The sequence below is a fragment of the Pseudomonas alvandae genome, from assembly GCF_019141525.1.
Taxonomy (GTDB): domain Bacteria; phylum Pseudomonadota; class Gammaproteobacteria; order Pseudomonadales; family Pseudomonadaceae; genus Aquipseudomonas; species Aquipseudomonas alvandae.
Map to the genome: position 1 here is coordinate 4,895,427 of NZ_CP077080.1, position 25,261 is coordinate 4,920,687.

A 25,261-nucleotide genomic window follows, 5' to 3' on the forward strand; every position below is an offset into this window, starting at 1 on the left:
TCCCCGGACCAAACACCTGCCTGTGGTTACTGCTGAATCTCCTGCTCGGTAAACAAATCGCTGAACAGCATGCTCGACAGGTACCGTTCGCCCGAATCCGGCAGAATCACGACGATGGTCTTGCCCTGCATTTCCGGCTTCTCCGCCAGGCGCGCCGCCACGACCATGGCCGCGCCGCAGGAAATGCCGCAAAGGATGCCTTCTTCCTGCATCAAGCGCAGGGCCATGGCCTTGGATTCGTCATCCGTGACCCGCTCGACCTGGTCCACGATCGACAGATCGAGGTTCTTCGGTACGAAACCTGCGCCGATCCCCTGGATCTTGTGGGGGCTGGGCTTGATCTCCTGTCCCGCCAGTGCCTGGGTGATTACCGGCGAAGCCTCGGGCTCCACCGCCACCGACAGGATCGGCTTGCCACAGGTGTTCTTGATATACCGCGAAACCCCGGTAATGGTTCCACCGGTGCCTACGCCAGCGACCAGCACGTCTACCGCGCCATCGGTATCGTTCCAGATTTCCGGACCGGTGGTTTTCTCGTGGATCGCCGGGTTCGCCGGGTTATCGAACTGCTGCGGCATGAAATATTTCGACGGGTCGCTGGCCATGATCTCGGCGGCTTTCTCGATGGCGCCTTTCATGCCCTTGGCCGGTTCGGTGAGCACCAGCTCCGCGCCCAGGGCCTTGAGCACTTTGCGCCGCTCGATGCTCATCGAGGCGGGCATGGTCAGCGTCAGCTTGTAGCCACGGGCGGCCGCCACGAACGCCAGGCCGATACCGGTATTGCCTGAGGTCGGCTCGACAATGGTCATGCCGGGCTTGAGTTTGCCGGAGCTTTCCGCGTCCCAGATCATGTTCGCGCCGATCCGGCATTTGACCGAGTAACCCGGGTTACGCCCTTCGATCTTCGCCAGGATGGTCACGCCGCGCGGAGCGATGCGATTGATCTGCACCAATGGCGTATTGCCAATGGAATGGGCGTTGTCAGCGTATATACGACTCATGGCCGGGTCCTTAATACAGAGAAAATTTAGCGTTTAAAGGTAAGCCTGTTGCCGAAGGCCGTCCAGTTGCACCGAACGTTCCCGTTGTTGCAACAGTCAATGGCATTAACAACGGAGACTACTCTTATGAAGCGTCGATACAGCTGGCCACTGTGGACATTCGTCGCCATCGTTGCGTTGCTGGTGGCCGTGCATTTCGCCTTGCCTTACCTGGTGCGCGATTACCTGAACGACAAACTGGCCAACATGGGCGATTACCACGGCCAAGTCACGGACGTCGATCTGGCCCTCTGGCGCGGCGCCTATCGGATCAATGGTCTGAAGATCACCAAGGTCGACGGCAAGGTCCCGGTGCCGTTCGTCGATGCCCCATTGGTCGACTTGTCCGTAAGCTGGCACTCGCTGTGGTATGACCATGCGGTCGTCGCCGAAGTGGAGTTCGCCCATCCGGAAGTCAACTTCGTCGACGGCGGGGCCAACCGCGAGAACTCCCAGACAGGCCGGGGCACCAACTGGCGCGAGCAACTGAGCAAGCTGATGCCTATCACACTCAACGAAGTGCGTATCAATGACGGCAAGCTCACCTTTCGCAACTTCAACTCCAAGCCGCCGGTGAACCTGCGAGCCACCGACGTCAACGCCAGCTTTTATAACCTGACCAACGTCGTGGACACCGAAGGCAAGCGCGACGCCCGTTTCGAGGGCAAGGCCCTGGTGGCGGAACACGCACCCTTGGAAGTCCAGGCGACCTTCGACCCCTTGAGCAACTTCGAGGACTTCGACTTCCGCTTGCGCGCCACCAACATCGAGCTCAAGCGCCTGAACGATTTTGCCGCAGCCTATGGAAAATTCGACTTCAACGCCGGCCACGGCGACCTGGTGATCGAGGCCGAAGCCGACAACGCCCGGCTCAGCGGCTACATCAAGCCACTGCTGCGTGACGTGGACGTATTCGACTGGCAGCAAGACGTGGAGAACCAGAACAAGAACATCTTCCGCTCGGTCTGGGAAGCCTTGGTCGGCACAAGCGAAACGGCCTTGAAAAACCAGCGCAAGAACCAGTTTGCCACGCGGGTCGAGCTCAGTGGCAATGTGCATCAACAGGACATCAGCGCCTTCGAAGCCTTCCTGCAGATTTTGCGCAACGGTTTCGTCCAGGCCTTCAATGCCCGCTACGAGCAACCGCCACCTTCGAAGGATTAAGTTTTGGGCGTTACGCGATAGCGACCTTTTTGCTCAGCCACTGCTCGGCCCGCTCCGCTTTGCAGCGAGTCCCAGCCCAGGCACGCCAGGGCAAGCGATCGCGGCACAGCCTCCCGACCGCTGCTGTAGCGACTGATGCTACGGGCGCTCACGCCCAGCGCTTCGGCCGCCTTGTTCAGTGGCAAACCGGTGCGGGCGCGCCAGTCGATGAAAATGCGAGTGTTTTCATCCACGGCATTCTGCGCCAGCGCATCGAAATACAAGGTATCAGCGCCGATCTGGATATCCAGATAGGGCCATTCCACGCTCCAGCCATCATCGCCAAGGGCTGCACCCGCAAACGCACCCTTTTCCAGCAAGGGTTTCAGGCCAGGGTAACGTTGCACGTCGGCGGTCAAATCCAGCGTCAATCGCTGGCCGTCGATAAACGTCAACTCGAGACTGAACGGTAATGAAGGCTGCACGGCCAATAACCGCGGCCTTTTCATGGGTAGCATCGTTGCCATTCCTCCAGCAATTGCGCCTGATGGGACCTTACCCAGTCCAGCGCTTCCTTGATAATCAATGGCGGTGCCCGGCCCATCATAACTTCGACGGTTTCCAGGCTAAGGACTACATCAACCCCACCTCCGGTGAGATGGACATGGGGCGGCGGATGGTCCCTTTCGCGCAATTGAATGCGGTACGTATTCTTGAATCGATATTTAGTGGACATGCCAGTGAATGTATCGCCAATTTGGCGATACGCAATACTGGCAAGCCGCCGAGACTGAGTCAACATGTGACGACCCATTCAGAGACTGAATACAGCGTCTGCGTTCACAGTCGGCGGGGCCTCGCGGTATAGTCGGGCACGACATTTATTTCGCGCGCCCCGCCTCGCCGGGCCGGCGACACCGTTCGAGGAGTTGCAGATGAAGTTCGAAGGCACCAGCGCCTACGTGGCCACCGATGACCTGAAACTGGCCGTCAACGCCGCCATCACCCTGGAGCGACCGTTGCTGGTCAAGGGCGAGCCGGGCACCGGCAAGACCATGCTGGCCGAACAATTGGCGGAGTCCTTCGGCGCGCGCTTGATCACCTGGCACATCAAGTCCACCACCAAGGCCCACCAAGGTTTGTACGAGTACGACGCGGTCAGCCGCCTGCGCGATTCCCAGTTGGGCGTGGACAAGGTCCATGACGTGCGCAATTACTTGAAGAAGGGCAAGCTCTGGGAAGCCTTCGAGTCCGAGGAGCGGGTGATCCTGCTGATCGATGAGATTGACAAGGCCGACATCGAATTCCCCAACGACCTGCTGCAAGAACTCGACAAGATGGAGTTCTATGTCTACGAGACCGACGAAACCATCAAGGCCAAGCAGCGCCCGATCATCATCATTACCTCCAACAACGAAAAGGAACTGCCGGACGCCTTCCTGCGCCGCTGTTTCTTCCACTACATCGCCTTCCCCGACCGCGTCACCCTGCAGAAAATCGTCGATGTGCACTACCCGGACATCAAGAAGGACCTGGTCAGCGAAGCGCTGGACGTGTTCTTCGACGTGCGCAAGGTGCCAGGCCTGAAGAAAAAACCTTCCACCTCCGAACTGGTTGACTGGCTCAAGCTGCTGATGGCCGACAATATCGGCGAAGCAGTGCTGCGCGAGCGCGATCCGACCAAGGCGATTCCGCCGCTGGCCGGCGCCCTGGTCAAGAACGAACAGGACGTGCAATTGCTTGAGCGCCTGGCGTTCATGAGCCGTCGCGGCACGCGCTGATCCTCTTCGTCCAACAAGAGCGAGGGCGATTGCCATGCTGCTTAACCTGTTCAATGAGATGCGCGCCGCCAAGGTGCCCGTGTCGGTGCGCGAACTGCTGGACCTGATCAACGCGCTGAAACAGCGGGTGATCTTCGCCGACATGGACGAGTTCTATTACCTGTCCCGGGCGATCCTGGTGAAGGATGAACGGCATTTCGACAAGTTCGACCGGGCGTTCGCCGCGTACTTCAACGGCCTGGAAAAACTCGACGATCACCTCCAGGCGCTGATTCCCGAAGACTGGTTGCGCAAGGAATTCGAGCGCTCGCTGACCGACGAGGAACGGGCGCAGATCCAATCCCTGGGCGGCCTGGACAAGCTGATCGAAGAATTCAAGAAACGCCTGGAAGAACAGAAGGAACGCCATGCCGGTGGTAACAAGTGGATCGGCACTGGCGGTACCAGCCCGTTCGGCTCTGGCGGCTTCAACCCGGAAGGCATTCGGGTCGGCGACGCTGGCAAGCGCCAGGGCAAGGCCGTCAAGGTCTGGGACCAGCGCGAGTACAAGAACCTCGACGATCAAGTGGAGTTGGGCACTCGCAACATCAAGATCGCCCTGCGCCGCCTGCGTAAGTTCGCTCGCCAGGGCGCGGCCGAAGAACTGGACATCGACGGCACCATCGACCACACCGCCCGGGACGCCGGCCTGCTGAATATCCAGATGCGCCCGGAGCGCCGCAACACCGTGAAGTTGCTGCTGCTGTTCGACATCGGGGGCTCGATGGATGCCCACGTGAAAATCTGCGAAGAACTGTTCTCGGCCTGCAAGACCGAGTTCAAGCATCTGGAGTACTTTTACTTCCACAACTTCGTCTATGAATCGGTGTGGAAGAACAACCTGCGCCGCACCTCGGAGCGCACCTCGACCCAGGATCTGCTGCACAAATACGGCGCCGACTACAAAGTCATCTTCATTGGTGACGCGGCCATGGCGCCCTATGAAATCACCCAGGCCGGCGGCAGCGTCGAGCACTGGAATGAAGAAGCCGGTTACGTGTGGATGCAGCGCTTCATGGAGAAATACAAGAAGCTCATCTGGATCAACCCGTACCCCAAGGACACCTGGGGCTATACCGCCTCGACCAACATCGTGCGCGAGTTGGTGGAAGACCGGATGTACCCGCTGACGTTGCGGGGGTTGGAGGAAGGGATGCGGTTTCTTTCCAAGTAGGATTTTTGGTTGCCTGTACAGGCCTCATCGCGAGCAAGCTCGCTCCCACAGAGATCTTCGTCACACCTGAGATCCCTTGTGGGAGCGAGCTTGCTCCGGGCGGCGATCCGACGATGCTTCTAGCCTTTCAAAAACACCTGCAAATACTCAACCTGCTGCCGATGCGCAACCGCCTGCACCACCGGCCGCAACCGCACCTGCGTCCCGGGCAGGCATTGCGCCAGCCGGGCCAGGGACAGCGGGGTCAAGGCGCCCAGGCGCGGATAACCGCCGATGGTTTGCCGATCGTTGAGCAGCACGATCGGCTGGCCGTCCGGCGGCACCTGCACGGCGCCCAGCGGAATGCCTTCGGAAATCATCGCCGGCCCCTGGTATTCCAGCGCCGCGCCCAACAACCGCATGCCCATGCGGTCGGCGCGACTGTCCAGCGTCCAATCGGTATTGAACGCATCAAACAGGCTACGCCCGCTGAACGCACCGTTCTGCGCGCCGAGGATCAGGTCCAGCGGCTGCACCTGCTGGAAATCCGGAATCCGCGTGTACGGCATTGGGCGCGGCGTCGCCGGGCCCGAATAGCTCAAGCGCTCACCGCGACCCAGCGCTCGCCCTCGCCCATCCAGACCGCCGAGCTCTTCACGTACAACCGTCGAGCGACTGCCCAGGACTTGCGGTGCGTCGAACCCGCCAGGCGCCGCCAGGTAGGCCCGGGCGCCAAGCACGGGCTGAGTGAGCGCCAACACTTGGCCTTTGCGCAAACTGAAGAAGCGCCACGACGCCACGCCCTGGCCGTCAATGCGCGCGCCCAGGTCCGCCCCGGCCAACGCCAGCACGCAATCGTCTTCGGCCAACACCGTGAAGCCGCCAAGGGTGATTTCCACCACCGCCGCGTCCGGCGCATTGCCGAGCATCCAATTGGCCCAGCTCATCGACAGCCAGTCCGCCGCGCCGCCCTGGGTCACGCCCAGGTGCCTCACGCCGAACCGGCCGGCGTCCTGCAACAGGCACAGCGGGGTGCTGGCCTCGATCAACAAACGGCTCATGCCTGGGCCTCCAGCGGTGTGTCGTCACCGCCCAGGGCGATGAATTCAGCGTGATCGACGGCGGCGAAACGCACCGTGTCACCGGGCTGCATCAGGCTGTAGCCGTCGCGCTCGCGATCAAACAGTTTGGCCGGGGTTCGCCCGATCAGGTTCCAACCACCGGGCGAGACCACCGGATACGCCGCAGTCTGGCGCTCGGCAATGCCAACGCTGCCCGCCGCCACGCGCTTGCGTGGGGTGTCGAGGCGCGGTGCGGCCAGTGCTTCGTCCACCAATCCCATGAATGCAAAACCTGGCGCAAAGCCCAGGGCAAACACCTGGTATTCGCGCTCGCTGTGGCGACGGATCACCTGCTCCACCGTCAGCCCGCTGCGACTCGCCAGCAAGCCCAACTCGGGTCCGACGCTGGGGTCGTACCACACCGGCAACACATGGCATCGGCCAGCAGACCGGGCATCCGGGGAAAGGTTGTTCAGCGCTTCCCCGATCAAATCGCGCGCCTGGGCCGGTGTCAGGCCAAGCAAATCGTAATGCACCATCAAGGTCGTATAGGACGGCACCAGATCGATCAGATCGTCGGCGAAAACCTGGCGCAGGCGCTCGCTGGCGGCGAGCATCCACGGCATGTTGGCCTCGGCGATTTCGTCGAACAGGCGCACCATCAGGCAATCCACCGCCACCACTTCCACGCGTGGTTTCATGGCGCGCTCTGCCGGTCCAGGGCTTCGCGGATGCGTTGCACGGCGGCCACCGAACTGGCGTTGTCGCCGTGCACGCACAAGGTGTTGGCCTTCAGGTGCAAGGCGCTGCCGTCGTTGGCAGTCAACGCGTCGCCGCGAGCGATCGTCAGGGCCTGCCCAATGATGGTTTCGGGATCGTGATGCACCGCGCCCGGCGCTTGCCGCGAGACCAGGCGGCCGGCGTTATCGTAGGCCCGGTCGGCAAACGCTTCGAACCACAGGGTCACGCCGTACTCGTTGCCCAGGGCCTGGGCGGCGCTGTTGTCACGAGTGGCCATCAGCATCAACGGCAATTGGCGGTCATAGGCGGCGACGGCCTGGATCACGGCGCGCAGTTGCGCCGGGTTGGCCATCATGTCGTTGTACATCGCGCCGTGGGGCTTGACGTAGCTGACGCGCCCCCCCTGGGCACGGCAGATGCCGTCGAGGGCGCCGATCTGATAGTGCAGCAGATCCTGCAGTTCCTGGGCGCCATAGGCCATGGAACGTCGGCCGAAGCCCGCCAGGTCCTGATAGGCCGGATGCGCGCCGATCCGCACGCCGTGGCTCAGGGCCAGGCTGACGGTCTTGCGCATGATGCTCGGGTCGCCGGCATGAAAGCCGCAGGCGATGTTGGCGCAGTCGATGAAGGGCATCACCTCGGCGTCCAGACCCATGGTCCAGCTGCCGAAGCTTTCGCCGATATCGCAATTCAATAGCAGGCGGTTCACGGTGAACGCTCCTGTAGGCTCTTTCTTCTTTGACCGTGGGATTTGCATCCCACAGGTTATCAGTTACTCGGCTTCCAACTGCTTGCCTTGGGTTTCCGGCAGGCTCAGGGCCGCCAGGATCACCACGCCGTAGGACACCGCCGCGAACGCCCCGATACCGACACTCAACGGTACCTTCTGGCTCAGGATACCGATCAACAACGGGAACAACGCCGCCACTGCCCGGCCGATGTTGTAGCAGAACCCCTGCCCTGAACCCCGGATGCGGGTCGGAAACAGTTCGGTGAGGAACGAGCCCATGCCGCTGAACATACCCGAGGCGAAGAAGCCCAGGGGAAAGCCCAGCCAGAGCATCACGTTGTTGCTCACCGGCATCTGGGTGTACAGCAATACGATGGTGAACGAACCCACGGCGAACAGGACGAAGTTTTTCTTGCGACCGAGGATGTCGCTCAGGTACGCGCTGATCACGTAACCCACGTAAGAACCGACGATGACCATCGCCAGGTAGCCACCGGTACTCAGGACGCTCAGGCCACGCTCGTTCTTGAGGAAGGTCGGCAACCAGGACGTGATGGCGTAGTAGCCGCCTAGGGCGCCGGTGGTCAGCAGCGAAGCACGAAGGGTGGTGAAGAGGATGCCGGGGGCAAAGATCTCGTAGAACTTCGCCGGATTTTCTGGCGTCAGGCGGGCCTTGGTCTGGTTGTAGACTTCCGGATCCTTGACCAACCGGCGAACGAAAATCACGAACACGGCCGGCACGATGCCCAGGATGAACAAGGCACGCCAGGCGTCTTCCGGTGGCAACACCGAGAACAGCAGCGCATACAGAATCGCCGTCATGCCCCAGCCCAGCGCCCAGCCCGACTGCACCATGCCCACCGCCTTGCCGCGGTCCTTGGCACGGATCACCTCGCCCATCAACACCGCGCCAGCGGTCCATTCGCCGCCGAAACCGAAGCCCATCAAGGTGCGGGCGATCAGCAGCTGTTCATAGTTCTGGGCAAAGCCGCACAGGAAGGTAAAGAAGGCGAACCACAGCACCGTCAGTTGCAACGTGCGCACCCGACCGATGCGGTCCGAGAGAATGCCGGCGACCCAGCCGCCCAGGGCCGAGGCGATCAGGGTGCTGGTGTGGATCAGGCCAGCCTGTCCGGTGGTGATACCCCACATCGCAATCAGGGTCGGCACCACGAAGCTGAGCATTTGCGTGTCCATGCCGTCCAGGGCGTAACCGATCTTGCAGCTCCAGAAGGTGCGACGTTCCTGCTGGTTGATGTTGCGGTACCAATCGAACGGACCGGAACGGGCCTGGGGTTGGGGGACGCCGAGCGTGTCGGGTGCACTCATGGTGGTTCTCCACGGTTTTATTGTTGTGAGTCTCGACGACGCAGACGTGGAGACCGTTGCCCCGATTCTTGAGCGCGCAGCTGATCGCGTCCAACGAATAAAACCTTGGCCGGGTCATAAGAAAAATTTGATTGGGTGGGCAGAGAGCGCAGGAAATGACACTGCCAGAACTGAATAAACACAGTTGTGGCGAGGGGATTTATCCCCGCTGGGCTGCGAAGCGGCCCCATTTGGTAGTCCTGCTTGATACAGGAGGTGGCCTTGTTGGGGCCGCTTCGCGACCCAGCGGGGATAAATCCCCTCGCCACAAAAAGCCCGCGGCGGCGCTATAGCCCGCGCAGGTCACGCTCTTCGATCGGCCGGCTCTGGCGCAAGCGCTTGCCGCCCAGCACCACCCAGTCGATCAGGCGGAACAGGCATTCCAGGCCGAACGACAGCAACATCGCGCCGCTGATGCCCCAGATCATCGCTTCGGGAGTCAGCAGGATCTGGTAGCTGTAGCCGTTCCAGGTTTCCTTGCGAATATCCGGATCGGCCGCCAGCGCCACCTGCAACAAGCGGATGTACCACGGGCCTTGCATCGCCTGGAACTGCTTGTCCAAGGCCTGCTGGCGCACGAGCAAGGTGTTCAGGCTGTCGGCGTCGCTGCGAAATATCGGGTCTTCGCTGGCGCGGTAATGGGCCACCAGGGCCTGCATGTCACCCTTGAAGAATTGATTGGCGGTGCCCTGGAAACCTTGCAGGCCGGTTTGCGCCTCGATCAGGTGCGCCTCGATCCGCTTGGCGTAATCATTGATGAAACCCGGCACCTGGACCCCAACCAACAGGCCCACCGCGAACAACACCAGCCGTAGATAACTGAGCAACATAACGTGACGTCCTTATTCGGTGCGGCCATGGCTGACGCATTCACCGCGTCGCCACAGGCTCCATTGACCCGGTTCGTAGCGGGTCCAGGTTTCGTTTTCGGTCAAGGGTTCGGTGGCGATCACCGTGACCACATCGTTGGGGGTGGTTTCAGCCTGGAAATCCACGATGACGTCGACATCCTTGAGCCGCGCCGGGCCAAACGGCGCGCGCCGGGTGATCTGGGCCAGTTTGGTCGAGCAATAGCAGAACAGCCAGTCGCCATCGCTGAGCAGGCAATTGAACACCCCCTTGCTACGGTATTCGCTGCAAGCGGCGATCAACGAAGGCAACAATTGCTCCACTTCCACTGGCTCGGGAAAGGCCTGGCGCACGCGGTTGAGCAAATCACAGAACGCCGCTTCGCTGTCGGTATCGCCCACCGGGCGGTAGAAGCTCACGCCCGGCTGGAAATCGGCGAGTTGGCCGTTGTGGGCGAAACACCAGTTGCGGCCCCACAATTCGCGCACGAACGGGTGTGTATTGGACAGGCAGACCTTGCCGACGTTGGCCTGGCGGATGTGCCCGATGACCACTTCGCTCTTGATCGGATAACGCTGCACCAGGTTCGCCACTTCCGACTCGCTGCTCGCGGCCGGGTCCTGGAACAGGCGCAGGCCACGGCCTTCATAGAACCCGATGCCCCAGCCGTCACGGTGCGGCCCGGTCTTGCCGCCCCGCTGCATCAGCCCGGTGAAGCTGAACACGATGTCGGTCGGCACATTGGCGCTCATGCCCAATAACTCACACATGCTCGAACCCTCGATTGATTGGGCAGCCCGGCTACAGGCGTGGTTCGATTCGCGAACGCTGGGGATTGCTCGGCACGGGTGGCCGACCGTAACGGTCGTCACCGGCCACACCGAACGGTGGCTCGTCATCAGGCTCCGCAGCGGCGGCGGCTTTCGCGGCGGCCGCCCGCTCCCTGCGAGCGTTGGCAGCGCGCTCGATGGGGAAGCGGATCAGCACGAAAATCAGATAAAGGCCGAAGGCGATCATGCCGTACATGAGCAGATCGGACGCCGCGCGCCAGACGTTGTTACCCACCTTGAACAACACGTCCAGGGCGGCGATGGCCAGCGCCGGGGCAAATTTTTCCTTCACCGGGTCCACGATAGTGGGGCTGAACAGCAGCACCGCCATCAGCAGCCGCAGCGGCTCGCGCAACCAGCGCCACATGAAGCGGGTCATGCGCATCCAAACCAGGAGGCAGCCCAGGGCGGCAAAGGCGTACAAGCCCCAGGCAATCAGATAGTCGTTCTCGGTCATGGTGTCCATGGCAAGGCAGGCAAAGAGGCGCTTATAGTAACGGCTTTTCGCTCGCCAGGCTGCCCCGGCTTCTGCAGCAGACTGATGCGGTCAAATTTCCAGCTCGGCGACCGAACCGACCCAGCAGGCCACTTGTCCCTTTTCGTATCACGCTCGAGAGTTTTTCCATGCCCCTATCTGCCCAAATTTGCGATGCCCCGATTGCCCGCAAGGCCCCCGGCGTCGACCCGTATGCCTGGCTGCAGGAGCGCGACACCGATGCCGTGCTCGAATACCTCAAGGCTGAAAACAGCTATCAGGAAGCAGCGCTCGCCGACCAGGCCGAACTGCGCGAAACGCTGTTCCAGGAAATCAAGGGACGGATCCTCGAGACTGACCTGTCCTTGCCCTCCCCCTGGGGCCCGTACCTGTATTACACCCGCACCACGGCCGGCGACGAATATCCGCGCCACTACCGCTGCCCGCGTCCGGCCGATGACAGCCTGACCGTCGATGAAAGCCGCGAACAGTTGCTGCTGGACCCGAACGCCCTGGCCGGCGGTGGATTCTTTGCCCTGGGCGCGTTCAGCATCAGCCCGGATCACCAGCGCCTGGCCTACAGCCTGGACACCACGGGCGATGAGATCTACACGCTGTTCGTCAAGGAATTGTCCAACGACAAGGTCAGCGAACTGTCCTTCGAAAACTGCGACGGCAGCATGACTTGGGCCAACGACAGCCTGACGCTGTTCTTTGGCGAACTGGACGAGACCCATCGCCCCCATAAGCTGTTCCGTTATCGCTTGGACGGCACCGCCGCCGAAGAGGTGTTCCACGAGCCGGACGGGCGTTTTTTCCTGCATTGCTATCGTTCAAGCTCGGAGCGCCAACTGATCCTGTCGCTGGGCAGCAAGACCACCAGCGAAGTCTGGGTGCTCGACGCGACGCAACCGCAGCAGCCGTTTACCTGCGTGGCGCCACGGCTAGAGGACCATGAATACGACGTCGATCACGGCCTGCTCGACGGTGAATGGACCTGGTTCATCCGCAGCAACCGCGACGGTATCAACTTCGCGTTGTACCAGGCGGCCGACACAGGTGAGGCGCCGATCGAGGCTGACTGGCAGAACCTGATCCCCCACAGCGACACGGTGATGATCGACGGCCTGAGTCTGAACGCCACGGCCATGACCTTGAGCCTGCGCGAAGGCGGCCTGCCGATCATCGAAGTTCACCCACAAGGCTTGCCGAAATATCGGGTGCAATTGCCAGACGCGGCCTACAGCCTACACGTACAGAACAGCCTGGAGTTTGTCAGTGAGCGCATCCGCCTGCGCTACGAGGCACTGAATCGCCCGGCGCAGATCCGCCAATTGGACTTGGCCAGCGGCGATCAGGTCGTGCTCAAGCAAACCCCGGTGCTGGGTCCGTTCGATGCCGATGCCTATGTCAGCCAACGACTCTGGGCCACCGCGCCGGACGGCACGCAGGTGCCCATCAGCCTGGTGGTCAAGCGAGAATCCCTCGGCAAACCCGTGCCGCTGTACCTGTACGGCTACGGCGCCTATGGCGAAAGCCTCGACCCGTGGTTTTCCCATTCGCGGCTGAGCCTGCTGGACCGCGGCGTGGCGTTTGCCATCGCCCATGTGCGTGGTGGCGGTGAACTGGGTGAAGCCTGGTATCGCGCCGGTAAGCAAGAGCACAAGCACAACACTTTCAGCGACTTCATTGCCTGCGCCGAGCACTTGATCGCCAAAGGCTTGACCACCGCCGACCAGTTGGCGATCAGCGGCGGCAGTGCCGGCGGGTTGTTGATTGGCGCGGTGCTCAACCAGCGCCCGGAACTGTTCAAGGTCGCGATCGCAGAAGTGCCGTTCGTCGATGTGCTCAACACCATGCTCGACCCCGAGCTGCCGTTGACCGTGACCGAATACGACGAATGGGGTAATCCCGAGGAGCCGGACGTCTATGATCGGATCAGGGCCTACGCCCCGTACGAAAACGTCCGCGCCCAGGCGTACCCGGCCATGCTGGTGATCGCCGGCTACAACGACAGCCGCGTGCAGTATTGGGAAGCGGCCAAGTGGGTCGCGAAGTTGCGGGCCACCAAGACCGATGACAATCCCCTGCTGCTCAAGACCGAACTGGGCGCCGGCCATGGCGGCATGAGCGGTCGTTACCAGGGATTGCGTGACGTAGCACTCGAATATGCGTTTGTATTGAAGGTTTTGGGTGTGGCCTGAGGAACTCTGTGGGATGGCTGGGTCTTAGCTGCATGCACTCGGCCCCGGATGCAACACAATCCCCTGTGGGAGCGAGCTTGCTCCCACAGGGATTGCCTTATACCCAGGCACTATGAAACCGCAACAAACACAAGAAAAGACCGTGACGACATGTCAGAACCGACCTTACTGAACAAAGAAATCCGCGACTGGCTGATGGACTGCGGTCTGTTCGACCAATTGCTGCCCGTCGACTTTGCCGCCGCGTCGGGTTACTTCAGCATCAGCACCATCGCCCAGGGCGAGGCGATTTTCCGTGAAGGTGATGCCGGCAGCTTCATGTGCATCCTCCACACCGGTCAGGTGGCCGTGCAGAAAACCGGCCCCGACGGCCAGCCAGTGACCATCGCCACGCTGCGCAGCGGCCGGGCCTTCGGTGAAATGGCCGTGCTCGACGGCGAACGACGCTCGGCCAGCTGCATCGCCGCCACCGATTGCCAGCTGCTGAACCTGGGCAAGGATTCCCTGGAGAAAATGCTCAACGACGCGCCCAAGATCGCCGCCAAGATCATCCGCGCCCTCGCCGTCTCCCTGTCCAAGCGCCTGCGCATGGCGGATGGGCAGCTGTTGTCGCAGCAGGTCTGACCACCATTAAACCTAGCCGGAGCCCTCTGTGGGAGCGAGCTTGCTCGCGATAGCGTCAGTTCAGCCAGTATCAATGTTGACTGATACACCGCTATCGCGAGCAAGCTCGCTCCCACAGGTTATTGCATTGTGTGGGCGCCCTACCCCCCCGGTGACTTGACCTTCGGCGGCTTCGGCTCCATACCCGGTATCGGCTGGTCCTTCGGCGGCCTGGGCATTTCGATGGGTGGCAACAGGGGCGGGCCGTTCCCGGGTGCCACCTTGGGCACTCCGTTGGGCGTCACCGGCGGATACGGCATGGGCGTGGCGGTGCCCGGCGACCCCGGGATGCTGGGCGGGCTGACCGGAATGGTCGGCTGCTGGGCCTGGGCGCAACTTATCGAGAGCGCCGTCAGGGCAATGGCCGTTAGAATGATGCACTTCATCAATGGCTCCGTGGCTATTGTCTGCTTTCAGGCTAGCCCCTGCCGGGCCGGTCTGCTCCTTCCCCATGAGATTTCCATGAAACGTTTTGTTCTGCTCGACACCACGCCTATCCCTGACAACGGCGGCGCCCTGTGCCTGTTCGAGTACGGCGAAGATTTCGTGATCAAGATCCAGGGCGGCGACGGCGGGCAGCTGATGAACACCCGCATGCACGGTTCCGAAGACGCCTTGGCCGAGATTCCCTGCCGCAAGGTCGCCGGTCGCCCCGGCTCGCGCGTGTTGATCGGCGGACTCGGCATGGGTTTCACCCTCGCCTCCGCCCTCAAGCACCTGGGTAAGAGCGCCGAAGTGGTAGTGGCCGAACTCGTGCCAGGCGTGGTGGAGTGGAATCGCGGCCCCTTGGGTGAAAAGGCCGGACGGCCGCTGTCGGACCCTCGCACGGTGATCCGCATGGAAGACGTGGCCAAGGTGCTGCAAGCCGAGCCCCAGGGGTTCGACGCGATCATGCTCGATGTCGATAACGGCCCGGAAGGCCTGACCCAGAAAGCTAACAGTTGGCTGTATTCGGCAGGAGGCCTGGCGGCGTGCGCCAAGGCCCTGCGGCCTAAAGGTGTGCTGGCGGTGTGGTCGGCCAGCGCCGACCGGCAGTTTTCCGACAAATTGAAGAAGGCCGGCTTCAAGGCCGAAGAGGTGCAAGTGTTCGCCCATGGCAACAAAGGCACCCGCCACACCATCTGGATTGCCGAGAAACTCAAGGGCTGAGCTAAACTCTGTCCAACCGTCATTCAGTCTTTTCTACAAAGGTGAACCCATGAGTTCGTCCACCCCACCGTCCAACACCGCCAAGCTGGACCGCATCCTCGCCGACGCCCAGCGCGACCGGGAGATGGGCTATCGCGACAAAGCCCTGAAAATGTACCCCCACGTCTGCGGCCGCTGCGCCCGTGAGTTTTCCGGCAAGCGCCTGAGCGAACTGACCGTTCACCACCGCGACCACAACCACGACAACAACCCGCAGGATGGCTCCAACTGGGAGCTGCTGTGCTTGTATTGCCACGACAACGAGCACTCGCGCTACACCGACCAGCAGTATTTCGGCGACGGCTCCCTGAGCACCCCGAAGATCGCCAAGGCGACCCACAACCCGTTCGCCGCGTTGGCTGGGTTGATGAAAAAAGACGAGTAGTGCCGCCCAGTCCAGTCCGTGGCCAGGAAACGCCTCTCCAGCCACGGCTCCCGCCCCATCCATGTCGCTTTTCTGTCGCCCGACCTGACAAAACTGCAATTCGTGCGTCAGGTCGCTGACAGCTTCACGCCTTTAGCATGCCGCTACTTGTCTTTTTCCGGGCCAAGCAAACCAAGCCTGACGGACGCCAATCCTCCGGCTCACGCTTTATCCATTCTCCAATGACAGGTCGCGGCGACTCGCCAGGCCGATAGGAGCATTCCATGAACGACCACGAGCATCCAAGCGACGGTCCAAGGCCCTTCTGGAAGAACAAGACCGGCGTTGTCTTGATCATGTTATTGGCGATCGGCCTGTTCTATCTGGTGCGGGAGCACTTTGGTCACATTTCGGCCAACTGGCCTTACTTGATCCTTCTGGCATGCCCATTGATGCACGTGTTTGGACACAATCATGGCAGGCATGGGCAACACAGCGAGTCGCCGAATAAACCAAGGGATCCGCAGGGGCGCTAGCCATGCCACACACCACCGATCATGCACACCACCGCATCTCAGTAGCCGAAGGCATCACAACCGAATACACCTGTCCCATGCACCCCGAAATACGCCAGCCTGGTCCAGGCAGTTGTCCCAAGTGCGGCATGACGCTGGAGCCTGTGCTGCCGATACAGGGGGAAGAGGACAATGCCGAACTCAAGCAACTTAGCCGGCGCTTCTGGTGGAGCCTGCCACTGACGGTGATCGTGACCGTGCTCGCCATGGCCGGCCATTCCTTTTCACTGTTTCATGCCAACACTCAGAATCTTGTCGAATTCCTGTTGGGCACCCCAGTGGTGCTGTGGGCGGGTTGGCCGTTCTTCAGCCGGGGATTGGCGTCGGTTCGCCAACGCAACCCGAACATGTGGACGCTTATCAGCCTGGGCACTTCAGCAGCCTATCTGTACAGCGTTTGCGCAACGTTTTGGCCTGGCATGTTTCCCTCCACATTCATGAAGGAAGGACGTATCGGCGTTTACTTCGAAGCCGCCGCGGTCATCATTTCCCTTACTTTGCTCGGGCAAATGCTTGAACTCAAGGCACGCTCACAAACGAGCGCCGCCATCAAATCGCTGCTCGGCCTTTCACCCAAGACCGCCCGCCGGATCAGCGCCGATGGCCAAGAGCATGACGTCCCCCTCGCCCACGTGCACCAGGGCGATCGGCTGAGAATCAGACCGGGTGAAAAAGTGCCGGTAGATGGTTCAGTGCTCGAAGGCGAAAGCGCCGTAGACGAATCCATGCTCACGGGCGAACCGGTACCGGTGAGCAAGCACGTCGGTGACAGCCTGATCGGTGCGACGATCAATACCCATGGCAGCCTGGTAATGATCGCGCAGAAAGTCGGCGCCGAAACCGTGTTATCGCAGATCGTCCAGATGGTAGCCCAGGCCCAGCGCTCCAAGGCCCCTCTGCAGCGACTGGCGGATGTGATCGCTGGTTATTTCGTGATGGCAGTAATCGCCGTCGCCGCACTGACATTTGTCGGCTGGGGATTGTCAGGCATGGAGCGCGGTTGGATCTTTGGCCTGATCAATGCCGTTGCCGTGCTGATTATTGCTTGCCCTTGCGCGTTGGGGCTCGCTACCCCGATGTCGATCATGGTGTCCACCGGCAAGGCGGCCGGCATGGGGGTGTTATTCCGCGACGCCGGCGCCATCGAGAATCTGTGCAAGATCGACACGCTGATCGTCGACAAGACCGGCACCCTGACAGAAGGGCGCCCGGTGTTTCACAGTGTCCAGACCACTCAAGGCTTCGACACTCGCCAAGTATTACTCTGGGCAGCGAGCCTTGATCAGGGCAGTGAACATCCCCTGGCCCAGGCCATCGTCGAACAGGCCCGGAAAGAAAACCTTGACCTGATCAAGCCCGACGCATTTGACTCCGGCAGCGGCATTGGTGTCAGTGGCCTGGTGGATGGCAAACGGCTGCATTTGGGCAACAGTGTCCTGATGAGAACGGCCCATGTGGGTGTCACGTCGCTGCAGCAACAAGCCGAACAGTTGCGCTCGCAAGGCATCAGTATCGTTTATCTCGCGGTCGACGGTGCGCTGGCCGGATTGCTGGCCGTATCGGACCCGATCAAGCCAACCGCCGGGGAGGCAATCCGCCAGCTCAAGGCCCACGGCATTAAAATCATCATGGCCACGGGCGACGGCCTCACCACCGCACGCGCCGTGGCTAAGGAGCTGGACATCGAAGAGGTGCATGGGGAAGTCAAGCCCGAAGACAAGGAGCGTTTGGTGGCGGATCTTCAGCAATATGGCCATCAAGTCGCGATGGTTGGCGATGGCATCAACGACGCCCCCGCCCTGGCCCGTGCACACGTTGGGATTGCGATGGGCACCGGCACCGACGTCGCGATGAACAGCGCTCAGCTGACATTGGTAAAAGGCGACTTGATGGGCATTTTGCGGGCCCGCACCCTGTCGGTGGCAACCGTCAGAAACATGCGCCAGAACCTCGGGTTTGCCTTTGTTTATAACGCGATGGGCATTCCCTTGGCTGCCGGCCTGCTGTATCCATTGACCGGTCATTTGCTCTCACCGATGGTCGCCGCCGTCGCCATGAGCATCAGTTCGGCATCGGTGGTGTTCAATGCGCTGAGGTTGCGTAACGCACCGGCGTAATAATTCGAAGAATAAAAACAGGCGCCACCAGGGCGCCTGACCGTCTCAAGACCAAAGGAGAGCAAACGAGACGGTAATCAGCCACCATTCGGGCAGTTTTCACCCAGGAGCCTGTACTCCACGGTATTGAGCTTGCCGTTCGAGTCTTCGTAAGTCATGCGCGACGGACCGACGCCGCAGCCTTTATTGGCCGGAGTCATATTCACCACTTTTTTTACGTCGAGCTTCATGCCGTATTCGTAATGAACGATCTCGGCGGCGGCTTTTCCGTTTTCCGCGGCGTATCGCGCCATGGCGTTTTCGTTGTTCCGAATCATCTGGCCATAAACCCGGTCGCCCCCTCCTTCGGCGAAGGCAAGGGAAGAAACGGACAGGATCGAAACGGCGAGCAAGGCATCAAGGATTTTCATGAGGAACTCCGGCAGTTATTTGTCAGGCCAACCTTATCGACCGGGGCCTTTCACAACGCTGGCGGGGACGTTACCAATCGGTCAGGTTAGTGACAGGCTGCCGACCATCAGCCACCCAGGAATCCAATGTGGGATCGAACTCACTCGTGATGGCGATCAACCAGACACCACACATCTCGAACCTGACCACCCTCCTCCATTCACCGTATAATCGCGCCTTTTCCCCAAAGGCACCCCGTCCGTGGCCAACAAACGCTACAGCTGCATCGGTCTGTTCAACCCCAAGTCGCCGGAAAACGTCGGTTCGGTCATGCGTGCCGCCGGCTGTTACGGCGTGGCGTCGGTGTTCTACACCGGCAAGCGCTATGAACGCGCCGCCGACTTCGTCACCGACACCAAGAAGGTCCATTACGACATTCCGCTGATCGGCATCGACGACTTGAAGAAGATCCTGCCCCTGGGCTGCGTGCCGGTGGCCGTCGAGCTCGTGGAAGGCGCCCGCCCGCTGCCCGAATACACCCACCCGGACCGAGCGCTGTACATCTTCGGCCCCGAGGACGGTTCGCTGGACAAAGACATCCGCGACTGGTGCGAAGACGTGATCTACATCCCCACCAACGGCTGCATGAACCTGGCGGCCACGGTCAATGTCGTGTTGTACGACCGCATGGCCAAAGGCAACAACACGCGCTCGGGTCCGCAATTCCGCTGACCGGCGGGAAATTCCATGGAACGACGGATTCGCTCTGGCAGTCAGCTTTATACAATTCCCCACACTGGAGACAGATCATGAGCGATAACAATCCGTTCGGGCCGGTGGATACCACCCCTTTCCAATCCCGCAGCCCGCAGAACGTGCACGGTTGGGAGCGCATCGGTTCATTGGCCGGTGGGGTCCTGATGATGGGCAAGGGCTTGCGCCGTGGCGGTGTGATCGGCCTGGCGCAACTGGCAATCGGTGGCATGGCCCTGGCTCGCGGCATCACCGGGCATTGTTCGGCGAAAAGCCTGCTGGAAAAAAATCGCCAACATCTGCATGACGCCCGCGCCCGCATCGAGCAGGCCGGCGACGAACTGAGCCGCATGAAGACCAATGCCGAGGCGGCGACTGGCACGGCTACAGTGACGGGGAATGATTCGTTGAGTTCACCTAGGGCTGGGCTCTGATTTTTGCAGTGCCGCTGATGCCCTCATCGCGAGCAAGCTCGCTCCCACATTGGATTTGTGGTGTTCACAAGAGCCCTGTGGGAGCGAGCTTGCTCCGGGCGGCGTTCCGACGAAAGCGGTATTAATGAAGTAACCGGGTATCCAACACTATAGAGCCCTCACCCAGGATACTTTCGCTGAGCTGCACAAACTCCCCGGTATCCACCGTTTCCAGGCGCATCGCCCCTTGCAGCACGTCATCGAGGGAGCGCTTGTTGCGGGTCTTCAGGCGAATCTCCCGATCCAGTTCCTGCAGCAACAGCACCGCCTTGGCAACCATCGCCGGGCTCACCTGGTCGCCGCGCAAGGTCGTGACACCCTTGCTGTCCCGGGCGAGACGAGCATTCAGGGCCTGATAGCGCTCGTCGCTCATGCCGCCGGCGCGGCGCAACAGTTCGATGGCGTAGTACTCATTTAATCCTTCGCTGATCCAGTCACTGCGATCCTGATCGTTGATGCGCACCAGCATCTGCATCAACTCCCGCAACAACGGACTGCTGCCCCGTTCGCTGACCAACGGCGGGCGGCTGTGCAGGTAGATCGATTCGTGGCCCGCCAGGACGCCACGCCACATCGGATCCCCGGCGCCGACGATCAGCAGTTTGGCCGGATGACGCGGCACCACTGCCTGCACCTGCGGCCAGACAAACGTCAGCAGCGTCAGCACATCCATCCGCCGCATGCCCTGGCCCAGGGGCGAAGCCACTGTCACTTCGGTCTCGCCCAGGCGCGTGCGGCGACTGCCGAGTTTGCCGGCGAGCATCCAGCCCGTGGGGCGATCGAACAAGCGCGAGGGGTTATCGATACGAAAGCGTTGCTTGCCGATACGCGGCCAAGGCGTCTCGATGCTTTTCCAGCCGTTGGGCAGTTCGAACGCCAGGCGAGATACCAACTCGATGCCGTCCTGCTGGTCCAGCTTCGCCGGTGGCACCAGGTCATCGCCGCGCAGCAGCGCCCAGCTCGGCGTCATGCGGGTTTCGAAAGAGCCGTTCTTGCGCGATTCGCTGATGCGCACGCGGTAGGTCAGGCTCGCCTTGTCGGCGGCGGGACGCCAAACGCCCCGCGATGCCTTGCCAGGCGTGAGCTGCCATTGGCCGTCCGCCTTGAAATCGCTGTAGCGGCCTTCATCGCCCAAGTCAAAGTCCAGGCTGCGCACCGCCGAGCCCCGCGCGAGGGTCAGGCGCACTTCAGCCTGGTCGCTCTGCGGCAACAGGTGAACGTGGTAATCCAGATCGACTTTCTGTGCTGCCCACAGCGGCCCGCACACCGCCAGCAGCCCCGCCGCCAGCAACCGTTTCAATCCTGCAGCCATGGGCGCTCCCTGGTGATGCGATGCCTTGTGTGTTCAGCCCGCGCGAAAGATCAGGTGATCTTCCCAGTCTTCTTCGGCCACGCTGCCTTCGGCCAGCATGCGCCCGGATTGGGAAATGCGTTCGTGGTGCACGGCGTCGCGATCACCACAGACCAGGTGGTGCCACAGCGGCAGGTCCTTGCCCTCGCTGACCAGGCGATAGCCGCAGGTCGGCGGCAGCCATTTGAACTGATCGGCCTTGCCCGGCGTGAGCTGGATGCAGTCGGGGACGAAGTCGCGGCGATGGGCGTAGTCGGTGCACTGGCAGGTTTTCAGGTCCAGCAATTTGCAGGCGATACGCGTGTAATAGACGGTGTTGTCGTCTTCATCCTCGAGCTTTTGCAGGCAGCACAGGCCGCAGCCGTCGCACAGCGATTCCCACTCTTGTGGATCGAGCTGATCGAGGGTTTTGCGTATCCAGAACGGTTCGACTTTGGCGGCCATGGCTCAAGCATCAACATCATGTGGTGAAAAGGCCGACAGTCTAGTGCCGCGACCTCCCGAGGCCAAGCATTGGCGACTGTCGGTAGAAGGGACTTGTCAGGCCGGACGCCGGGACGTAGGTTGCTTGATCACGTTTCCGAACCCAGCCAAGGTGAGCCCATGAGCGCCAATTCCCGCATCGCCGATTACACCATCCATCCTCAATTCATCGAGCGCTGGTCGCCCCGCGCCTTCACTGGGGAGAGCATTGCCGAAGAAACCTTGCTGAGCTTTTTCGAAGCCGCGCGCTGGGCTCCTTCGGCGTACAACTCGCAACCGTGGCGCTTCCTGTACGCCCGTCGCGACACGCCGAACTGGGAGCGTTACCTGGGCCTGCTCAACGAGTTCAACCGTGGCTGGGCCCAACACGCCTCGGCCCTGGTGATCATCGCCTCGAAAACCACCTTCGCAGTGCCCGGCGCCACGGAAGAAACCCCGGCCCAGTGCCATACCTTCGACACGGGCGCGGCCTGGGGTCACCTGGCGTTGCAAGCGAGCCTCAGCGGCTGGCATACCCATGGCATGGCCGGCTTCGACCAGGAACTGACCCGCAAGGAATTGAAGATCCCGGACGGCTACGCCCTGCATGCCGCCGTGGCGATCGGCAAGCTGGGAGACAAATCGACGCTGGCCGACTATCTCCAGGCCCGCGAAGTCCCAAGCCCGCGCCGGCCGTTGAGTGAGTTGGTGGCCGAGGGTGATTTCACCCTGTAAAGCAGAGCTACGGTGCCTACTTAAATGTGAAACCGAACCCGTGTCGAGGGAGCTTGCTCCCGCTCGGCTGCGCAGCAGTCGTAAAAATTCAGCCGTTGCCTGATGCATCTTGTCGAATGGTTTTGGGGCTGCTGCGCAGCCCAGCGGGAGCAAGCTCCCTCGCCACAATGGCTCATAAGCCTTTAGGAAAGTTGGGCTTCAGTAACCTCGGGCGAAATCCACTTCCCCACGCAGCGCTTCACCAGCCTGGTAGGCGCGCAGGTTTTCCAGGAACAACTGCACCATCATCGGCGGCGAGGTTGGTGCCGAGCTGTGGCCGGTCAACAGCAGGCCCCAGGCCGTCCAGAACGGGTGACGCTGCGGCAACGGCTCCTGGCGACACACGTCGATCACCGCGCCGGCCAGATGCCCTTCCTTCAAGGCTTGCACCAGGTCCGCGTCCACAACCGCCACGCCACGGCCGACGTTGATGAACAACCCGCTGGGCTTGAATTGCTTGAACAGCGCCGCGTCGTAGATGTCATGGGTATCCGGCGTATTCGGCAGCAGGTTGATCACGTAGTCCGCTTCGCCCACCAGGCGCGGCAAGTCCTTCAGCGCCCCCACCTCGATAAACGGCGCCAACTCACGGGCTTCACTAGCGATGCCGTACAACTGCACGCCAAACGGCACCAGGAACTGCGCCACCCGCTGGCCGATATCGCCAGTGCCGACGATCAACACCTTGCGCCCCGCCAGGCTTTGCCCTTGGCGGTTGTCCCACTTGCGCTCCACCTGGCTGACCAACCGCGCCAGGACTTCGCGTTCATGCCCCAACATGTAGGTGAGCACATATTCGGCCATCACCTGGCCGAATATGCCGACTGCGCGGGTCAAGCGATAATCGCGCGTCAGGCCCTCGGCCAGCAGCGGCGTGATGCCCGCCCAGGTCGATTGCAACCAACGGGGCCGGTGACCTTGACGCAACAGGGTCGCCAACAGGTCAGGCTGGCCGAGCCAGACCGGGCAGTCAGTGGCTAGCCGCGACAGCTCGGCGGAATCGCCGCTGGTCAGCACCTCGATGTCGGGTGCAGCCTGACGCAAGAGCTGGGCATAGACCGCGTGGTCGTGTTCGGCAATCAGAACGCGCATGAATCAAACCTTTCCAAACAGTGCAGACGGCCGCTGACAGAGTGTTGCTCCATCCATGCGGCCCATCGCCAATAATCATTTCAATATTCAAGAGGCCCCAGGACGGGCGCCCCGAAGTATCAGACCGGGTCGTTGCGTCGCAGCAACTCTTCGGGCAGATGCTCGATGTACTCGTCTTCAGCCGGAGGCATCTGCAAGTGATAGCCCTGGGTGTCGAGGTTTTCCAGCACCTTGTTGATGTCCTCCCGGGACAGTTGCCGCTCCGGGCTCAATACCAGGTCGAAGGCATGGATGGCCTTGCCGAACGCGGCCATCAACGGCTCGGGCACGCGGGCCAATGCCTCGCTCTTGAGCACGTAGAGGTACATTTCGTTTTTCTTCGAGCTGCGGTAGATGGAGCAGATACGTTTCAAGGCTGTTCTCCGGCGGTGGCCAGGCTGTCGAGCAATGCCTGGCCCATCAACTCGCGGCGCCAGCCACGCAGCGAATCGGGCAATTGGTAAGGCCCCTCGGGAAAGCCGCTCTTGATCAGGGCTTCGAGGGTTTTCTTGCGCAGCATCAGTTCCGGGGCAATGCCCAGGCGCTCGGCTTCAGCCTGCCCCAGCGCCTTGAGCCGCTTGACCAGCGCCGAGGCCTCGATCGGCAGCGGTTCGGGCACTGCGGCCGGCCATTGTTCAGGTGGCACGCTGCCCGCACGCTTGATCAGGTCGAGCAGGAATTCACCGTCCTGGCGCACGGTACGCGGGTGCATGTCTTCGATCTTCGCCAGCGCACCGAGGTTATCCGGCTGCGTGCGGGCCAGGGGCCATAGCGAATGCTCGCGAATGATGCGGTTGCGCGGCAGGTCACGGGCGCGCGCCTCGCGCTCACGCCAGGCGCACAGCTCGCGCAGCACGGCCAATTGCGCCCGGGACAGTTTCCAGGCCAGCTTGGCCTCGCGGTACACCTCGTACGGGTCGACCTCGCGGCGCAGGTTGGCCACCAGTTCGGCGCCATCCTCCAGGACCCAGCTGTATTTTTCGTCGGACAGCTTCGGCCGCAGTTGTACGAAAACTTCCGCAAGATGCACTGCATCCTCGGCGGCATAGCTGATCTGGGTTTCGGACAGGGGCCGCTGCAACCAGTCGGAACGGGTCTCGCCCTTGGGCAATTCGATGCCCAGCACTTCCTGCACCAACCGCGAATAACCCATGGAGAAACCCAGGTTCAAGTAGGCGGCGGCCAATTGCGTGTCGAACAGCGGCGCGGGCAGGCTGCCTGTCAGGCGCAGCAAGACTTCAAGGTCTTCGCTGCAGGCGTGCAATACCTTGAGCACCGCCGGGTTTTCCAGCAGCGCGGCCAAGGGTTTCCAATCGTCGATGGTCAAGGGGTCGATCAGGTACGCACTTTTGCCATCACCGATCTGCAGCAGGCCGGCAATGGGATAAAAGGTGTCGACCCGCATGAATTCGGTGTCGAGGGCGACGAACGGCAACTGTTGCCATTCGGCGCAAAACCGACCGAGGCTATCGTTGTCGCGAATCCAATGAATATCGATGGCCACACGGCTCTCCCTTGAAGAATGGCGCGCAGTATATATCGCCGTCGGCGATTGCGAGCATCTACGGAGCAAGAGCTTGAGAGAAATCGCCTGCGCAAACGCAAG

The 25,261-nt window shown here is 61.5% G+C and carries 29 protein-coding genes; 12 read left to right on the top strand and 17 right to left on the bottom strand.

What is annotated here, in order from left to right; genetic code table 11:
• Positions 1 to 26 precede the first annotated feature (26 nt).
• A complete protein-coding gene (gene cysK / locus KSS97_RS21570; protein ID WP_030141173.1) occupies positions 27 to 1,001 on the bottom strand; it encodes a cysteine synthase A in 975 nt (324 codons plus the stop codon).
• A gap of 126 nt (positions 1,002 to 1,127) precedes the next feature.
• Here cysK and KSS97_RS21575 point away from each other — a divergent pair, with 126 nt between their 5' ends.
• Positions 1,128 to 2,204, top strand: a complete 1,077-nt coding sequence (locus KSS97_RS21575) for a DUF748 domain-containing protein (protein ID WP_217860111.1) — start codon at positions 1,128 to 1,130, stop codon at positions 2,202 to 2,204.
• On the opposite strand, the gene KSS97_RS21580 is transcribed toward KSS97_RS21575, so the two are convergent.
• Positions 2,201 to 2,701 (bottom strand): DUF2442 domain-containing protein, encoded by a 501-nt coding sequence (locus KSS97_RS21580; protein ID WP_217860112.1) that lies wholly within the window; start codon positions 2,699 to 2,701, stop codon positions 2,201 to 2,203. The two genes, KSS97_RS21575 and KSS97_RS21580, sit on opposite strands and share 4 nt — an antisense overlap.
• On the bottom strand, positions 2,689 to 2,919 hold the full coding sequence (locus KSS97_RS21585; protein ID WP_217862083.1) for a DUF4160 domain-containing protein: 231 nt from the start codon (positions 2,917 to 2,919) through the stop codon (positions 2,689 to 2,691). The genes KSS97_RS21580 and KSS97_RS21585 overlap by 13 nt, the downstream gene beginning before the upstream one ends.
• A gap of 199 nt (positions 2,920 to 3,118) precedes the next feature.
• On the opposite strand from KSS97_RS21585, the gene KSS97_RS21590 reads away from it, so the two are divergent.
• Entirely contained in the window at positions 3,119 to 3,964 is an 846-nt protein-coding gene (locus KSS97_RS21590) for an AAA family ATPase (protein ID WP_003184225.1), read from the top strand.
• A gap of 34 nt (positions 3,965 to 3,998) precedes the next feature.
• On the top strand, positions 3,999 to 5,177 hold the full coding sequence (locus KSS97_RS21595; RefSeq protein WP_003198888.1) for a vWA domain-containing protein: 1,179 nt from the start codon (positions 3,999 to 4,001) through the stop codon (positions 5,175 to 5,177).
• A gap of 119 nt (positions 5,178 to 5,296) precedes the next feature.
• Here KSS97_RS21595 and KSS97_RS21600 read toward each other — a convergent pair whose 3' ends face one another.
• The 7 genes from KSS97_RS21600 to KSS97_RS21630 form a co-directional block, all read right to left on the bottom strand.
• Complete coding sequence (locus tag KSS97_RS21600; protein ID WP_198797162.1) at positions 5,297 to 6,217, bottom strand: 5-oxoprolinase subunit C family protein; 921 nt, start codon at positions 6,215 to 6,217, stop codon at positions 5,297 to 5,299.
• A complete protein-coding gene (pxpB, locus tag KSS97_RS21605; protein WP_030141178.1) occupies positions 6,214 to 6,918 on the bottom strand; it encodes a 5-oxoprolinase subunit PxpB in 705 nt (234 codons plus the stop codon). Before pxpB ends, KSS97_RS21600 begins: the two co-directional genes overlap by 4 nt.
• The gene (locus tag KSS97_RS21610) at positions 6,915 to 7,667 is read right to left on the bottom strand and encodes a 5-oxoprolinase subunit PxpA (protein ID WP_217860113.1); all 753 of its coding nucleotides are present in this window, start codon (positions 7,665 to 7,667) and stop codon (positions 6,915 to 6,917) included. The genes pxpB and KSS97_RS21610 overlap by 4 nt, the downstream gene beginning before the upstream one ends.
• Positions 7,668 to 7,730: 63 nt before the next feature.
• Entirely contained in the window at positions 7,731 to 9,017 is a 1,287-nt protein-coding gene (locus tag KSS97_RS21615; protein WP_030141180.1) for an MFS transporter, read from the bottom strand.
• 326 nt (positions 9,018 to 9,343) lie between these two features.
• Positions 9,344 to 9,886 (bottom strand): DUF2937 family protein, encoded by a 543-nt coding sequence (locus tag KSS97_RS21620; RefSeq protein ID WP_053120118.1) that lies wholly within the window; start codon positions 9,884 to 9,886, stop codon positions 9,344 to 9,346.
• Positions 9,887 to 9,898: 12 nt separating this feature from the next.
• Positions 9,899 to 10,675, bottom strand: a complete 777-nt coding sequence (locus KSS97_RS21625) for a class II glutamine amidotransferase (protein ID WP_217860114.1) — start codon at positions 10,673 to 10,675, stop codon at positions 9,899 to 9,901.
• Positions 10,676 to 10,706: 31 nt separating this feature from the next.
• Complete coding sequence (locus KSS97_RS21630) at positions 10,707 to 11,201, bottom strand: hypothetical protein (RefSeq protein WP_030141182.1); 495 nt, start codon at positions 11,199 to 11,201, stop codon at positions 10,707 to 10,709.
• Between the two features lie 158 nt (positions 11,202 to 11,359).
• Between KSS97_RS21630 and KSS97_RS21635 the strand changes: the two genes are divergently transcribed.
• Together KSS97_RS21635 and KSS97_RS21640 are read left to right on the top strand one after the other, a co-directional pair.
• Positions 11,360 to 13,414: a S9 family peptidase gene (locus KSS97_RS21635; RefSeq protein WP_217860115.1), complete on the top strand. Its 2,055-nt coding sequence runs from the start codon at positions 11,360 to 11,362 to the stop codon at positions 13,412 to 13,414.
• Positions 13,415 to 13,564: 150 nt separating this feature from the next.
• On the top strand, positions 13,565 to 14,038 hold the full coding sequence (locus tag KSS97_RS21640) for a cyclic nucleotide-binding domain-containing protein (RefSeq protein ID WP_030141184.1): 474 nt from the start codon (positions 13,565 to 13,567) through the stop codon (positions 14,036 to 14,038).
• A gap of 140 nt (positions 14,039 to 14,178) precedes the next feature.
• Here the strand turns inward: KSS97_RS21640 and KSS97_RS28650 are convergent, their stop codons facing one another.
• Positions 14,179 to 14,463, bottom strand: coding sequence for a hypothetical protein (locus KSS97_RS28650; RefSeq protein ID WP_334598128.1), 285 nt, complete (start codon positions 14,461 to 14,463; stop codon positions 14,179 to 14,181).
• Between the two features lie 76 nt (positions 14,464 to 14,539).
• On the opposite strand from KSS97_RS28650, the gene KSS97_RS21645 reads away from it, so the two are divergent.
• The 4 genes from KSS97_RS21645 (at position 14,540) to KSS97_RS21660 (ending at position 18,321) form a co-directional block, all read left to right on the top strand.
• On the top strand, positions 14,540 to 15,226 hold the full coding sequence (locus KSS97_RS21645; protein WP_030141186.1) for a spermidine synthase: 687 nt from the start codon (positions 14,540 to 14,542) through the stop codon (positions 15,224 to 15,226).
• Positions 15,227 to 15,275: 49 nt separating this feature from the next.
• Positions 15,276 to 15,650, top strand: coding sequence for a YajD family HNH nuclease (locus tag KSS97_RS21650; protein WP_003184246.1), 375 nt, complete (start codon positions 15,276 to 15,278; stop codon positions 15,648 to 15,650).
• A gap of 263 nt (positions 15,651 to 15,913) precedes the next feature.
• A complete protein-coding gene (locus KSS97_RS21655; protein ID WP_217860116.1) occupies positions 15,914 to 16,165 on the top strand; it encodes a DUF2933 domain-containing protein in 252 nt (83 codons plus the stop codon).
• 2 nt (positions 16,166 to 16,167) lie between these two features.
• On the top strand, positions 16,168 to 18,321 hold the full coding sequence (locus KSS97_RS21660; RefSeq protein ID WP_217860117.1) for a copper-transporting P-type ATPase: 2,154 nt from the start codon (positions 16,168 to 16,170) through the stop codon (positions 18,319 to 18,321).
• 77 nt (positions 18,322 to 18,398) lie between these two features.
• Here the strand turns inward: KSS97_RS21660 and KSS97_RS21665 are convergent, their stop codons facing one another.
• Complete coding sequence (locus KSS97_RS21665) at positions 18,399 to 18,731, bottom strand: DUF2790 domain-containing protein (RefSeq protein WP_217860118.1); 333 nt, start codon at positions 18,729 to 18,731, stop codon at positions 18,399 to 18,401.
• Between the two features lie 241 nt (positions 18,732 to 18,972).
• Here KSS97_RS21665 and KSS97_RS21670 point away from each other — a divergent pair, with 241 nt between their 5' ends.
• Entirely contained in the window at positions 18,973 to 19,443 is a 471-nt protein-coding gene (locus KSS97_RS21670) for an RNA methyltransferase (RefSeq protein ID WP_030141187.1), read from the top strand.
• 77 nt (positions 19,444 to 19,520) lie between these two features.
• Positions 19,521 to 19,898: a YgaP family membrane protein gene (locus KSS97_RS21675; protein ID WP_030141188.1), complete on the top strand. Its 378-nt coding sequence runs from the start codon at positions 19,521 to 19,523 to the stop codon at positions 19,896 to 19,898.
• A gap of 121 nt (positions 19,899 to 20,019) precedes the next feature.
• Here KSS97_RS21675 and KSS97_RS21680 read toward each other — a convergent pair whose 3' ends face one another.
• Positions 20,020 to 21,249 carry a hypothetical protein gene (locus KSS97_RS21680; protein WP_217860119.1) on the bottom strand — a complete coding sequence of 410 codons (1,230 nt, stop codon included), beginning with the start codon at positions 21,247 to 21,249 and terminating at the stop codon, positions 20,020 to 20,022.
• 33 nt (positions 21,250 to 21,282) lie between these two features.
• Positions 21,283 to 21,732, bottom strand: a complete 450-nt coding sequence (locus tag KSS97_RS21685; protein ID WP_030141190.1) for a YcgN family cysteine cluster protein — start codon at positions 21,730 to 21,732, stop codon at positions 21,283 to 21,285.
• Positions 21,733 to 21,891: 159 nt separating this feature from the next.
• Between KSS97_RS21685 and KSS97_RS21690 the strand changes: the two genes are divergently transcribed.
• A complete protein-coding gene (locus KSS97_RS21690) occupies positions 21,892 to 22,485 on the top strand; it encodes a nitroreductase family protein (protein ID WP_030141191.1) in 594 nt (197 codons plus the stop codon).
• A gap of 198 nt (positions 22,486 to 22,683) precedes the next feature.
• Here KSS97_RS21690 and KSS97_RS21695 read toward each other — a convergent pair whose 3' ends face one another.
• The 3 genes from KSS97_RS21695 to rnd form a co-directional block, all read right to left on the bottom strand.
• Positions 22,684 to 23,616 carry a D-2-hydroxyacid dehydrogenase gene (locus tag KSS97_RS21695; RefSeq protein WP_030141192.1) on the bottom strand — a complete coding sequence of 311 codons (933 nt, stop codon included), beginning with the start codon at positions 23,614 to 23,616 and terminating at the stop codon, positions 22,684 to 22,686.
• Between the two features lie 119 nt (positions 23,617 to 23,735).
• Entirely contained in the window at positions 23,736 to 24,029 is a 294-nt protein-coding gene (locus KSS97_RS21700; protein WP_030141193.1) for a YcgL domain-containing protein, read from the bottom strand.
• Entirely contained in the window at positions 24,026 to 25,159 is a 1,134-nt protein-coding gene (gene rnd / locus KSS97_RS21705; protein ID WP_030141194.1) for a ribonuclease D, read from the bottom strand. Before rnd ends, KSS97_RS21700 begins: the two co-directional genes overlap by 4 nt.
• Between the last annotated feature and the right edge of the window lie 102 nt (positions 25,160 to 25,261).